Source organism: Bradyrhizobium sp. WSM4874 (genome assembly GCF_055811835.1).
Genome location: NZ_JBVVPR010000013.1, coordinates 120,544 through 133,212, shown reverse-complemented (window position 1 = coordinate 133,212; position 12,669 = coordinate 120,544). Strand labels below are relative to the sequence as shown.

Below are 12,669 nucleotides of genomic sequence, written 5' to 3'. Positions count from 1 at the left end.
TGGTCTTCCTGTTCGAGGGTTGAGGCTTCCGGCTGGTCCTGTTGAACGGGCTGCGCCGCCGGGGAGAGCGCGGCCCTGATCGCTTGGTGGGTTAGAGGCTCGTCACCCGTTCCGGATCGGCCGACGCGAGCGCCAGGGCGCGCTCCGCCTTCGGCGGATAGATCCAGACGGTGTTGATCTCACGCTTGGTCTTCTTGGCGACGTCGCCGACCAGTTCGACCTTGCGCTCCCATCCGCGTGTGAACAGCGCGCCGGCTTCACCGAGGTCCAGGCAGGTGACGTAGGCCTTCTGGTGGTAGGGCCTGGTCGGAACGCCGAGCAATTCGGCCGCGGCATTGTTGCCGGCAAAGGCGCCCATCCGCGTGGCGTGCTGGCACGACATCAGTGCGTAATTGCCCTCGTCGTCGCAGGCGGCGCGTGCTGCGTCGCCGGCCGCGAAGACACCCTGAACGCCTGGCACCTGCAAGCAGCGATCGACCAGCAACCGTCCGAAATTGTCGCGCTCGGCGGGAATCTGCCCGGTCAGAGGCGCCGCACGAATGCCCGCTGCCCAGATCACCGTCTCGGTTTCAATGTGCTCACCGCTGGACAAGGTGACGCCGGCCGCGTCGAGCGCGGCGACACCGGCGCCGAGCCGTGTCTCCACGCCAACCTTGCGCAGGGCTTCCTCGATGACGGGGCGGGGGCCCGCGCCCATGTCGGGTGCGATCGCAGTGTTGCGCTCGACGATGACGACGCGAGTCTTGGCGTCGGTGCCCAGGATTTCGCGCAGCCGCGCCGGCATTTCGGTGGCGGCCTCGATCCCGGTGAAGCCACCACCGGCGACGACGACCGTGTCGCGTCCGTTCGCGGCGGGCCGCTTCGCGAGGCCATGCAGATGCTTGTCGAGCGCAACGGCATCGTCGAGCGAATCGACGCTGAAGCCGTGCTCGGCGAGGCCCGGAATGTTCGGACGGAAGAGCCGGCTGCCGGTGGTCACGACGAGGCGGTCGTAGGACAGCGTCTTGCGCGGGCCCTTCGCGGGCGTGATCTGCACCGTTCTGGCCTCGGTGTTGGTCGTCTCGGCGCTACCCTGGATGTAGTCGACGTCGATCGCCTCGAGGACGTCGAGCAGCGGGGCCGTCAGGGTTTCCGGCTTCGACTCGTAGAGTCGCGGACGGACCACCAGCGTCGGCTCCGGTGAGACGAGCGCGATCTGCAGATCCTGCGGCGAGGCGCCCCGGATGTCGCGCAGCCGGGCTGCGGAAAGGGCGGCGTACATGCCGGCGAAGCCGGCCCCGATGATGACGAGTCGCATGGATTTTCTCCTTGTTTGCTGTTCGAAAGACCGCGCGTGACCGCGCTGCTGCGTTGAGGGCAGCGTCCGGCGTCATCGCGTGGGGTGGGTTGGTCGCTGGCCTTAGGGCGCGATGCAGCGAGCCGGCAGCGATCTCGGCGGCTGGCCGTAGCCTAAGACGACGGGCTGCAGCTCACTTCGACTCCAGTCCTGATAGGGAAGACCGGGGCCATTTCGGATCATGATGGAAACGGGCGGCTGTGCCGGGTGCATGGTGTAGGCCGGAATTTCCACTTCCTCGCCGGTCGCCGACGTGAAGCGAATGGCCAGCGAGAGTCCGTACATGGTCGCGGTCGCAAGGCTTCGACGGCGTGAGGCAATCAGCCGTCGGCTGACGAAGTTCTTCCAGGTCATCTCTGGTCTCCCTCGATTGGTCTGGCCATGGAGATGATGTAGCCGACCCGATTTGCCGTTGCCCCAGCGCGATTGCCGTCGCTGTCGAGAGATTGCTGCTAACGCACGCGCCTGCGCCAATCGCTCGGCGTCTCGCCCGTCAGCTTCTTGAATGCCGCGGCGAAGGCGGTCTGCGAGGAGTAACCAAGCGCCGCGGCGATCGAGACGATCGATTCGTCGCTCTCCCGCAGCATCTTCATGGCCTGCTCGAGCCGGTGCTGGCGCAGCCAGACATGCGGCGACAGCCCGGTGCTCTCCTTGAAGGACCGGCAGAAATGAAAGCGCGACAGTCCGGCATCGGATGCCAGCGCATCGAGCGAGACGTCCGCTTCGCCGTCGGAGCGCAATCGTTCGATCGCACGGAGCAGGACCTTCGGCGCCAGCCCGCCCATGGTCGGCTGGAACGTGGTTGGCGACCCCGCATGCGCAGCCAAAAGGCGCGTCGCCAGAAGATCCGTGAGCTGATGCCGGAACAGCGTATCAAGCACGCCATGGCCCGCCAGCGAATCCGCCGCGCTCAGGAGCAGTCGGGACGTGATCGTGTCGGGATGCGCCGTTCGCTCAATCAATTCGGCGGGCCCGGTGCTTCCGGCCTCGCCGGCGACGCGCTGCAGCGTTGCGTCGGGAAGGTAAAGCTGCACGACGTCGACGGGCTTCGGAATGTCCCATCGGGAGCTCGACCCTTCCGGAACGATGTTCACGACTCCCGGACGAAACGTGCCGATTGCGATCGATTTTCCCGACCGCCGCTCCATGCGTTGCATCACGCCTTTATGCGCCATGATCACGTGGTGGCGCATGGGCTCGACGACGTCGTGCAGCGCATCATGCTTCCAGTGCGCGATACCGGCGCCGGAGGAATCGAGCGCCATGCGCAACGGCTCGGTCCTGAGCACGCGCGCCATCTCCGCGTCGGCGGCGCGCCGCTCGCACGTCGAGCGGTCGTCAGGCTGTGCGTCGGGTGCGGGCGGCAAGCCCTTGTGCGAGGGATTGCGCATGAGTGCGGTGTTCCCGGTCATGATGTGGCGCCTCCTGATCAGCTCGGGGTTTCGATCAGTCGTCCGTGTTTGTACGGAACGGCGCGTGTTCTAGGCGCCGCGATTGCCGGGCGTATTTCCTGAACCCGCCATGCTTTGTCTGATCCTGCTCCAAGCCGGCCGGCGCTTTCGCGAACGCACGGCGGGCGGGAGTGGAGGGAAATGCCTTATGCCAAAGCGTGCGGCAGTGCGCGGCTAAGCCGCCACTGCCTGTGCCAGCAACAGCTGCTTCAGTTTCGCCGCCGGCACGGCAGGGCTGAACAGCCAGCCCTGCATCTGGCTGCATCCGAGCTGGAGCAGCACTTCGCGCTGGGCTTCGGTCTCGACGCCTTCCGCGGTCGTCGCCATGTGACGGGCGGCGGCCATGTGCACCACCGCCTGCACGATCGGCGAGGAATCCTCAGGTTCTCCGATGTCGCTGATGAAGCTGCGGTCGATCTTGATCTTGTCGAACGGGAAACGATGCAAATAGCTCAGCGACGAATAGCCGGTGCCGAAATCGTCCAGCGCGATGCGCACGCCGAGCTCGCGCAGCTGCTGCAGGATCGTCAGCGCCTCCTGGTCGTCGCGGATCAGGACGGTCTCGGTGATCTCGAGCTCGAGCCGTCCGGGCGCGAGACCCGACTCGGCGAGCGCGGCGGCGACCTTCAGCGCCAGCGTCCGCGAGCGGAACTGCACCGGTGAGACGTTGACCGCGATTTGGATCTGGCCGGGCCAGGAGGCTGCCTCGAGACAGGCCTGCCTCAGCACCCATTCGCCGATCTCGCCGATCAATCCGGTCTCTTCCGCGACCGGGATGAAGTCGGCGGGCGAGACCATGCCGCGCTCCGGATGGTGCCAGCGCAGCAGCGCTTCGCAGCCGGTGACGACATTGGCCGCGAGATCGACCAGCGGCTGGTAGTGCACCTCGAACTCGCCGCGGGGCAGCGCCTGCCGCAGATCGAACTCAAGCTGGCGGCGCAGCCGCGCCTTGGCGTCGTATTCGGGCGCGAAGACGCGGAAGGTGCGGCGGCCCTCGGATTTCGCCGCATACATCGCGAGATCCGCGCGCTTGAGCAGATCGTCGAGATTGTCGCCGTGGTCGGGCGCGATCGCGATGCCGATGCTGGCACCGGTCGGGATTTCCTGGCCATTGTAGTTTACGGGCGCGCGCAGCGCCTTCAGGATCTGCTCGGCCAGCGCCGTCAGCTCGGCCTCATCGCGGGTGCCGGCCTTGACGATGGCGAATTCGTCGCCGCCCAAACGTGCCACCATGTCGTTGCCGCTGATGCAGGCGCGCAGGCGGTTCGCGACCTGGCGCAGCAGCTCGTCGCCGACCTCGTGTCCCAGCGAATCGTTGACGCCCTTGAACTCGTCGACGTCGATATAGAGGATCGCGAACGGCTTGCCCTGGGCAAGCTCCGCGACGCGCCGCTCCAGATGGCCGCGCATCAGCACGCGGTTGGGCAGGTCGGTCAGCGCGTCGTAATGCGCCATATGCGCGATGCGCTCGTCGGCGCGAATGCGCTCGGTGACGTCGTCATGGGTCGCGAGCCAGCCGCCGGCGGCACCGGGCTGGTTCTTGATCTCGATCAGGCGGCCATCGGAGGTCTCGACGATCGTGCTCTGCGTCTGCCCGGCATTGCCCAAAATGCCGTCGCAATAGGAATCGACGTCGCCGTGGAACGAGCCCGTGTCGTGGCGATGCTGGATCACGTCGCGGAAATACGCGCCGGGCTTCACCACGTCTGCCGATAGTCCGTACATCTCGATGTAGCGCCGGTTGCAGACGATCAGCCGCTCATCCTGGTCGAACATCAGGAGGCCCTGCGTCATCGTGTTCATTGCGGTGTCGAGCTGCTGCTTCTCCACGGCGAGCCTGCGCGTCATCAGTCGGAAGATCAAATAGAGCGTCAGCACGAGCAGGCCGATCGACAGTACGGCGACGGTCACGAAGAATTTCGTTTGGGTGTGCCATGTCGCCAGCGTCGCATCCAGCGACTTGGTCGCGACCACCACCAGCGGCTCGCCGGTCAGGAGGCGAGCGGCGACGATGCGGTCCTTGCCGTCGATCGGGCTTGCGAGCTGGGTCGTGACGAAGGTGCGCTCGAACACCGCCATCTGCTCGCGCGTGCCGTTGCGGAAGTTCTGCCCGATCATCGCGTCGACGTGCGGAATGCGCGCGAGCAACTGGCCGTTCTGGTGGTGCATCGCGATCGAGGATTCCTCACCGAGCCCGCTCGAGGCGAAGAAGGATTCGAGTTGGTCCGGCGTGATCGCGCGTGAGACCAGCCCAAGGAATTCGCCGTGGGGGCCGGAGACGCGGCGCGCGAACACGATCGCCGGTCCGCTGCCCAACCGTCCGGGCACCACCTCGACCTCTTCCTGCGAAGCCGGATCGTTCTTGAGGCGATTGAAATAGCCGCGGTCGGCGACCGAGACATCGGCGACCGGCCAGCGCCGCGACGAGTTGATCAGCACGCCCTTGGCGTCGAACACATTGGCGCCGGCAACGTCCGACCAGCCGCTGGCTTTGGCGCGCAGCACCTCGTGCACGGCGAGCGTGCCCATCTCGCTGCGGAAGACGTCGGCGGATTCGATGCCGTGGCTTTCGAGCTCGGCGATGATGCTCTTCTGCAGCACCGCGAAGTCCTCGAACTCGCGGTCGAAATGGCGGGCAAGCAACCGGACCGCGCTCTCCAGGCTGTCGCGGCCGCCTTCGATGGCATTCTGCCGGAAGCGGTCGACGGTCAGCGCGGTGCCGATCGCCATTGCGGCCATCAACACGAAGCCGCCTGCGATCAGCCATGTCAGCGGCGCGCCGCGCCAACGGCGCAGCGACGCGCGCATGCGCGCGCTCCACCGGATCGATGTGCCCATGCAGCCCTCCCCTGGGATGCAGGATGCAGCAAAACTGACAAGAGCCAGTTACCAGCGAGGGTTAGGAAAGCATGAATCGGAACGGAATCAGAGGGTTGGTTCCCTCAGCGTCGGATCTCCCATCTCAACGCTACCGCATTGGTCTTGGCGAACAGCGCCGGCACGTCGAAGGTCCCGGTCTTGAGATCATAGCGGCAGCGCCAGTCGGCCAACCCCTTCACGGCGACGTTCTTCGCGTGCTTGTCCATTTCGCCCGACAATGAGATCACGAGGTAACGGTTGTCCGGCCAGTGCACGCCAAGCCCGCGATAGGCCTCTTCGGTGCCTTTCACGAGATTGGCCGAGATGTGGTAGTCGAGCTTCATCTTCCCAGTGTCCGGCCGGCTGTGGAAATAGGCCCAGGCCAGATCGCTGAGCGAGGTCTTCGTCGCGCTGACGAAGGCGCCCTTCTCGACATGATAGAGATAGAGATCCTGCTCGCCGGAACCGGTCTTCTGCAACCGGAGCAGCCATTGCGAGTCGGGCGTGAAGCGGAAGCCGGCCCCGTAGCCCTGCTCGGGCTTCAGCTCCGTCATCTGTTCACCACGCCTCGCCCAAACCTGCCATTTGACTTCGAAATCTCCGCCGTCCTTCATGTACTGCTCAATCCTGGTGGCGCCGTCGGGCGAGGTGAAGGCGAGATCGGCATTGTCGGTGAGGATGTACTCCGGCGGCGGGCTGGAAGCGGCGAGCCCCGGAGTTGCGGCCAGTGTGAGGGCAAGCACAAGCCCAACAGGCCATTGTGCGGGGCGGAAAAATGCGTTCACGGACAATTCTCCAAGAAAAATGCCGCGATGCGGCCTTGAGCATTTGACACCGGCGGGGGTGCGTCGGTTCATCCCCGTGCCGGCTCATCATCCTATCGACCGTCTTGCTGCCGTGGCCAAAACGGCGCAACTTGCCGGCTAGATTGATTTGCAAGGTTCTTCCTGATCAAGGTTCGTTTCCGATGGTGACCGCATCCAAGGCCTTCATTGTATTCTGTCTGCTCGCGGTGGGCGGTGCCGTGCTGGTGGTCGGCCCCAACGAGCTGCGTCGCCTGCTGCCGAACGGGGCGAAGACCGACATCGCCGCCAAGCCGGAGGCCAAGGTCGAACCCAAGGTTGAGGCCAAGGTCGAACCCAAACCGGAACTCAAGCCGGAAGAGCCCAAGCTAGCCGCAAACGCGCCGCCGGCGCTGGCCGCGTCCCCCGCCCCTGAAACGAAGACGGGTGCGCTGGCCGAGACGCAAAAGCAGGTCACGGCCGCGCTTGCCGATCTTGCGCCGGTCAAGCCGCCGCCGGCGGTTGCCGATACCGGCCCTCGTTTTGACGTCGCGCGTGTCGACGATCAGGGCGAGGCGGCAGTGATCGCGGGCCGGGCGACGCCGGGCGCCAAGGTCGAGCTGTTGCGCGACGGCAAGCCGCTCGACAGTGTGGTGGCGGATGCCTCGGGCCAGTTCGTGATGATGCCGCCGCAGCTTCCCGCCGGTTCCTATGAGCTGACCCTGCGGGCGAAATCGCCTGACGGCACCGTTACGCAATCCGGCCGCAGCATGCCGGTGGTGATCGCCGAAGCCGCTCCGCCGCCCGCGCGGCCTGCACCGGTCGCGCGGCAAGAGGCGAAACAGGAGACCAAACAAGAGGCGAAGGCCGAGAAGCCCGACGACAAGTCGGATGTCGTGGCATCGGTATCGGACAGGCCCGCGGCCCGGCCGAGATTGATGGGTGCACCGAAACCCAAGGGCACATCAGGGGTGATGGCGCGGGCTCCCGCGGCCACGACCGTTGCATCGGCCTCACCGGCGGAAATCGTCGGCGGTGCACCGGCGGAAGCAGGCGGCAGTCGGGTGATCTCCCGCGGCGACAGCCTGTGGGCGCTCAGCCGGCTCGCTTATGGCGACGGCGCCCGCTTTGCCGTGATCTACAACGCCAACCGCGCCAAGATCCACAATCCCAATCTGATCTATCCCGGCCAGACCTTCGTGGTGCCGCAGAAGACGGAGTGACACCGCATCGGCTCTGCCGGTGCGCGTTGCGACGCTTTGACCTGTGCGCTTCCGGAACATTTTGTTCCCTCGCGCGTCAGTGTGATGCGACGCGATGCGCGCTTGGCGCCGGAGGAGGGCCAAGGTGGACAGGTCAGTGGTCAAGTCGAGATCACGCTTGGGGCTGGCGCTATCGGGCGCAACCCTCGTGATTCTGGCGGCGCTGTTGCCAGGTCGCGCCGAGGCGCAGTTCGGCTTCCGCGGCGGCCCGCTCGGTGTCGCGCGCTTTGCCGTCGGCCACATGATCGGCATGTCGCGCTTGCGCCACGCCCGGATGGCAGTGCGGGGCGGCCGATACCGCTCCGCAGCGTTGAGGTCGCAAGATCCTCGCGGTGTTGAACGAGGGCAGCCTGCCAATCCCTACGTCATGCGTGCCGCGATGACGGCGCAGGCCGCGCTGTCGGGCTGGCATGGCGGCCGCCGTCCGCAGGGCTGGTGGCGCCACCCCGACGGCAGCTACGGCTGGGTAGGCCCGGTGTTCTGGCCGTTCGCGCATGACGATCTCACCACCGCAATCATCCTCGGCGATGCGACCAGCCTCTCGCTCTATGGCTATGGCGACATCTATGCCGCGATCTTCGCGCCCTATGCGGCCACCGAGCTTGCCGCCTACACCGCGCCGCACGGCCGGCGCGGACGGCGAGTCCCGACCGCGGAGACGGTCTGCGATGCTAGCGACACTGGCGGCCTGCCGGTCGATCGCATCGCCGCTGCCCTGCAGCCGAATGAATTGCAGCGCGTCGCGCTCGACGAGCTCGCGACCGCATGGCTATCTGCGCGCGACACCATCCGCGCCGCCTGTCCAACGCAGGTCCCCGCGACGGCCATGGAGCGCCTCGGCCTGATGCGCGAGCGCATCGAGGCCATGATCAAGGCAACGGACGCCGTCGCGCCGCCGCTCGCAAAATTCGTCGATCTTCTCGACGACGACCAGAAGGCCAAGCTCGATGGCTTGGCCAACGATCGCCGCGCCGCGCTCGCAGCCATCCAGCAAAAGAATCCCCAGGCGGCATCGGCCTGCCAGGCGAATAGCGATCCCCGCTACGACGAGAAGCTGCAGCGCCAATACGAGCAGCTCATTCAGCAGCAATGGCCCGCGGCCGAGATCGCCTCAACGCTCAAGCTCGACGACACCGGCCGCGCCCGCCTCGACGTGCTCCAGGACACCACGCTGCGCACCATGGAAACGCTGAGCGCCTGTCCATCACAGGCAGCACCGACACCGCAGGCCCGTCTTTCCGCTGTGAAGGCGCGGCTCGAGACGATGCTGCAAGCCGTGAACGGCGTCAGCGACGCGCTCGACGATTTCGAGGCCGATCTGAGCGACGAGCAGAAGGCGGGGTTCGAGGCGATGGGGTCGAAGCGCGGGGTGTAATCACCCGCAGGCCCAGTCGAACTTCATCTCCTTGAAGTCGAGCTGCGCGTTGCCACCGCCAAAATTGTAGCCGCCGAAATATTCCTCGAACTCGACGTAGAACGGGCTCATCTCCGGCAAGGCCTGGCATGGCCGCATGGTGCCGCCGAGATGGTTGTGGGCGTGGTCCTTGCCCCAATCGTGCAGGCGGAAATTGTCGCGGCTCGGCACGCCGCCGACATAATAATAGTACGGCTGATAGCCGCTCGGCGGGCTTTGGCGCGTGTGCTCGTCCTGCGGACCCTTGCCGGCATTGGGATCGCTCGCACGCGTCTGCAACGCGATCGCGAGGTTCTCGGCCAGATCGACGCGCGGAGGGCTGGCGAACATCTTCTTCGCGTAAGGCGCGGCGGTCTCGAAGAAGGCGCTGGCGCCGCCGACATCGAGCCAGCGCGGCCGCTCCGCCGTTGCAAGCGCGAGCGGCGCGGGCGGCGTCGCGAACGCGCCCTCATATTCGCTCTTGGTCAGCAGCAGCGCCGCATACTCGTAGTCAAGGACATCAGTCATGCGCGAGAGGCGCGGATGCGAAGGGCGCGTCTGCACCGCCTCGCGAACCTCGGGATCGTCAGGCGCCCCGCCGTCATTGTGATCGGCGCCGTGGCAAAGAACGACACCGCGACGATGTCCTCGCCATGCACGCGATAATCGTCCGGCAGTTTCAAGGTGAAGCCGTGCATCAGCGGAAAACCGGTGACGGCATCGAGCGGCCATTGTTCGCTCGTGATGCCCGGCGGCAGACCGTAGACCCAGCCATGATCGCGTTCGCGATCGGCCGAACGATCCAGCATCTGCAAATCATACGCACGCGAAGGCAAGGCAAACGGCACAGGTCATCTCCATCCGAACGCCTCGATGCGGAGGCGATCGTTAGTCGCGAGGACGAGAGATGTGGTTCGTGGGGATGCTGCCATCCTGCCGGTGTTTTGCCCGACGAGTCAAACCGCTTCCGGCCATTTTCGGCACCCGCGTAACCCATTGATCTTGCAGCCCCCGGCTACTGTGCATGGGGTTGTTTTCGTACTTTTTTGTTTGGGCTACCCTCTTCGCCTTGCCGCCGCGGCGGCATCCACCACGTTCTCCACCTCCTCGCGCCACGACAGAATCTCCATCGCAAGCACGGGGTGGTTAAAACCCTTGAGCACGAGATCGTCGAGCGCGCGGGCTTCGACCCAGGGCTCGACCATGCCGTAGACGCGGCGGCTGACGACGACCTGGCCGGCCTTGGCTTCGTCGCAGAGGCGGGAGGAGAGATTGGTGACGCTGCCGATCGCGGCATATTCGAGCCGCTGCTCGAAACCGATCTGGCCGAGCGTGGCATAGCCCATCGCGACGCCGACGCCGAAGCCGAGCGAGTGGCCGCGGTTCTTCCACTTCTCGGTCAATTGGCCAATCACATCGCGCATCTCGACCGCCATCTTCACCGCGCGCTTGGTGTGGTCGGCGAACTGAATGGGCGCATTGAACAGGATCATCACGCCGTCGCCGGCAAAGCGGTCGAGCGTGCCTTCATAGCGGTGGATCAGCTCGCCAAGCGCGGCGTGATATTCGCGCAGCACGTTCATCGCCTCTTCCGGCTCGGTCGCCTCCGTGAACGAGGTGAAGCCGCGCAAATCGCAGAACACGACAGTGACCTCGCGGCGGTGGCTGTCGAGCAGCGCGTCGTGGCCATCGGACGAGGCGATCAGTTGCGCCACTTGCGGCGCGAGGAAACGCTCGAGCCGCTTGATGCGGCCGATCTCGCCGAGTTGTTTCTCGACGCGCTCTTCCAGCGAGCGGTTCCAGTTGCGTAGCTGCTCGGTCTGCTCCTGAAGCTTGGCGGCCTGCTGCTGCACGGTTTCGTGCGCAGCCGCGAGCTCGCGACCCTTGTGGTCGACCTCGGTGAACAGCCGCGCATTGCGCATCGCCAGCACGGCCTGGTTGGCGAAAGTGCGCATCAGGCCGATGATGCTGGCGGCGAACTCGCCGCTGGCGCGGCGCAGCACCACCAGCGAGCCGAGCGTACCCTGCTGATCGACCAGCGGCACCACCAGCACCGAATGGAAGCCGGCCTCGATCGCGACGTCGCGCAGCGGCTGCTCGGAGGCCTGGTCGAGATCGGCAATCACGATCGGCTCGCCGCTCCCGGCCGCATCGCTCAGGATATTCTGGCCTTCGTCGATGGTGACATGGGCGCCGTCGGCGGATTTGTCGATGCCGTTGGCCTCGACCAGGTTGAAGCGGCGCACCTGCGCGTCATAGCCGTAGATCAGCACCGCGTCGGCATGGGTGATCTCGATCGCGCGCGCGGCGATCGTCGGCAGCACGGCGTTGAGATCGAGCGAGGCGGCGACTGCGCGGCCGACCTCTTCGAGCACCTTGAGCTCGTTGATCGACTGCGCGAGATCGCGGGTGCGCTCCTCGACCTTGGTCTCCAGGTCCGAATAGGTCTCCTGGATCTGGCCGGCCATGCGATTGAACTGGCCGGCGAGATCTTCCAGCTCGTCCGAGGTGTGCACCTCGATGCGATGGCTGAAATCGCCCTCGCCAAGCTTGTGCGCGCCGTCACGCAGCGCGGTGATCGGAATGATCATGCGGCGCGCCAGAAGCGTGCCGGCAAGGATCGCGACCAGCAGGCCCATGCCGATCAAAAGCGCAATGCGCACCAGCTGGTCGCGGATCGGCATCAGGGCCTGTGTGGTCGGCTGCTCGAACATCACGCTCCAGCCGAGCTTCGGCACGGTGCTCGCGGCGCTCATCACCGCATGGCCGTTGAAGTCGGTGCCCGAACTGTCGGGCTCGTGGCCCGGTGCGACCGCGGCCGCAACCTGCGGCAGCTTCGAGAGGTCCTTGCCGATCTCGGGCCCTTTCGAGGACGTCGCCAGCACGCGGCCGCGCGGATCGACCACATAGGCGAAGGCCGCCTTGCCGACCTGGGTGTCGGAGAGGTACTCGGAGAGAAAGCTGAGATCGAGCTCGGCCACGGTGACGCCGGCGTTGAAGCCGGAATGCGCCACCGAGATCGACATGAACGGCGTTCGGTCGGAGAACCAGGCCGGCGCGTAGCTGACGCCGCGGGCGACGGTGTCGGTGAAGCGCATGTCGCGGGAGAGATCGGCATTGCTGCCGGTCGTGGTCGACTGGCGCGAGACGCGCAGCACCTCGCGGCCGTCGCCGTTGAGCTGGAACAGCTGGTTGACGACCGAAACCTGGTGCAGCAGCTGGGCGTAGTCGGCGCGGCGCTTCTCGAGCGTGTCCTGGCTCGCCCGGGTCACCCAGCTGATCTGGCGCTCAAGCTCCGAGATCGACTGCTCGATCCGCCGCGCAGCAGCCTGCGCCTTGTCCTCAAGACCGTCGGTCAGCTGTGTCTTGGTGGCGCGGTAGGAGATCCAGGTCTCCATCGCGCCGTTGACGGCGAGCACGAACACGACGAGGCCGACGAGAGAGACGACGTATTTGGCGAACAGACCCTCGCGCAGAAACCGTGTCTTGTCGTTCGCTCCTGCCATCCCGATCCTCTCGCGCCGCCATCGGCGCCGGCGCTACGGGCCGTACGGACCCTGCGAGCCTTCTAGCACAATTTGGTCCA

The 12,669-nt window shown here is 66.0% G+C and carries 10 protein-coding genes; 2 read left to right on the top strand and 8 right to left on the bottom strand.

The window, feature by feature from the left end; translation table 11 throughout:
• Positions 1-91: 91 nt before the first annotated feature.
• From AC0L3P_RS16265 to AC0L3P_RS16245, 5 genes are all read right to left on the bottom strand, one after another.
• Positions 92-1,297, bottom strand: a complete 1,206-nt coding sequence (locus tag AC0L3P_RS16265; RefSeq protein ID WP_354063277.1) for an NAD(P)/FAD-dependent oxidoreductase — start codon at positions 1,295-1,297, stop codon at positions 92-94.
• A gap of 102 nt (positions 1,298-1,399) precedes the next feature.
• Positions 1,400-1,690, bottom strand: a complete 291-nt coding sequence (locus AC0L3P_RS16260) for a hypothetical protein (RefSeq protein ID WP_473302859.1) — start codon at positions 1,688-1,690, stop codon at positions 1,400-1,402.
• A 98-nt stretch (positions 1,691-1,788) separates the two neighbouring features.
• Positions 1,789-2,748, bottom strand: a complete 960-nt coding sequence (locus tag AC0L3P_RS16255; RefSeq protein ID WP_473302855.1) for a helix-turn-helix domain-containing protein — start codon at positions 2,746-2,748, stop codon at positions 1,789-1,791.
• A gap of 213 nt (positions 2,749-2,961) precedes the next feature.
• The gene (locus tag AC0L3P_RS16250) at positions 2,962-5,625 is read right to left on the bottom strand and encodes a bifunctional diguanylate cyclase/phosphodiesterase (RefSeq protein WP_473302853.1); all 2,664 of its coding nucleotides are present in this window, start codon (positions 5,623-5,625) and stop codon (positions 2,962-2,964) included.
• Between the two features lie 104 nt (positions 5,626-5,729).
• On the bottom strand, positions 5,730-6,431 hold the full coding sequence (locus AC0L3P_RS16245; protein WP_473302851.1) for a hypothetical protein: 702 nt from the start codon (positions 6,429-6,431) through the stop codon (positions 5,730-5,732).
• A 182-nt stretch (positions 6,432-6,613) separates the two neighbouring features.
• On the opposite strand from AC0L3P_RS16245, the gene AC0L3P_RS16240 reads away from it, so the two are divergent.
• The gene (locus AC0L3P_RS16240; RefSeq protein WP_473302848.1) at positions 6,614-7,651 is read left to right on the top strand and encodes a LysM peptidoglycan-binding domain-containing protein; all 1,038 of its coding nucleotides are present in this window, start codon (positions 6,614-6,616) and stop codon (positions 7,649-7,651) included.
• A 94-nt stretch (positions 7,652-7,745) separates the two neighbouring features.
• Positions 7,746-9,065 carry a Spy/CpxP family protein refolding chaperone gene (locus AC0L3P_RS16235; RefSeq protein ID WP_473302845.1) on the top strand — a complete coding sequence of 440 codons (1,320 nt, stop codon included), beginning with the start codon at positions 7,746-7,748 and terminating at the stop codon, positions 9,063-9,065.
• On the opposite strand, the gene AC0L3P_RS16230 is transcribed toward AC0L3P_RS16235, so the two are convergent.
• The 3 genes from AC0L3P_RS16230 to AC0L3P_RS16220 form a co-directional block, all read right to left on the bottom strand.
• A complete protein-coding gene (locus tag AC0L3P_RS16230; protein ID WP_473302843.1) occupies positions 9,066-9,611 on the bottom strand; it encodes a hypothetical protein in 546 nt (181 codons plus the stop codon). It lies immediately after the preceding gene.
• Positions 9,608-9,892: a hypothetical protein gene (locus tag AC0L3P_RS16225; protein ID WP_473302841.1), complete on the bottom strand. Its 285-nt coding sequence runs from the start codon at positions 9,890-9,892 to the stop codon at positions 9,608-9,610. Before AC0L3P_RS16225 ends, AC0L3P_RS16230 begins: the two co-directional genes overlap by 4 nt.
• 246 nt (positions 9,893-10,138) lie before the next feature.
• A complete protein-coding gene (locus AC0L3P_RS16220) occupies positions 10,139-12,589 on the bottom strand; it encodes an adenylate/guanylate cyclase domain-containing protein (RefSeq protein ID WP_473302839.1) in 2,451 nt (816 codons plus the stop codon).
• Between the last annotated feature and the right edge of the window lie 80 nt (positions 12,590-12,669).

What these genes read in the sequence shown, in the direction of transcription:
- AC0L3P_RS16255 (WP_473302855.1), bottom strand. Translation starts at nt 2,748, where the DNA reads ATGACCGGGAACACCGCACTCATGCGCAATCCCTCGCACAAGGGCTTG.
- AC0L3P_RS16230 (WP_473302843.1), bottom strand. Translation starts at nt 9,611, where the DNA reads ATGACTGATGTCCTTGACTACGAGTATGCGGCGCTGCTGCTGACCAAG.
- AC0L3P_RS16240 (WP_473302848.1), top strand. Translation starts at nt 6,614, where the DNA reads ATGGTGACCGCATCCAAGGCCTTCATTGTATTCTGTCTGCTCGCGGTG.
- AC0L3P_RS16250 (WP_473302853.1), bottom strand. Translation starts at nt 5,625, where the DNA reads ATGGGCACATCGATCCGGTGGAGCGCGCGCATGCGCGCGTCGCTGCGC.
- AC0L3P_RS16235 (WP_473302845.1), top strand. Translation starts at nt 7,746, where the DNA reads ATGCGCGCTTGGCGCCGGAGGAGGGCCAAGGTGGACAGGTCAGTGGTC.
- AC0L3P_RS16225 (WP_473302841.1), bottom strand. Translation starts at nt 9,892, where the DNA reads ATGCTGGATCGTTCGGCCGATCGCGAACGCGATCATGGCTGGGTCTAC.
- AC0L3P_RS16260 (WP_473302859.1), bottom strand. Translation starts at nt 1,690, where the DNA reads ATGACCTGGAAGAACTTCGTCAGCCGACGGCTGATTGCCTCACGCCGT.
- AC0L3P_RS16265 (WP_354063277.1), bottom strand. Translation starts at nt 1,297, where the DNA reads ATGCGACTCGTCATCATCGGGGCCGGCTTCGCCGGCATGTACGCCGCC.
- AC0L3P_RS16220 (WP_473302839.1), bottom strand. Translation starts at nt 12,589, where the DNA reads ATGGCAGGAGCGAACGACAAGACACGGTTTCTGCGCGAGGGTCTGTTC.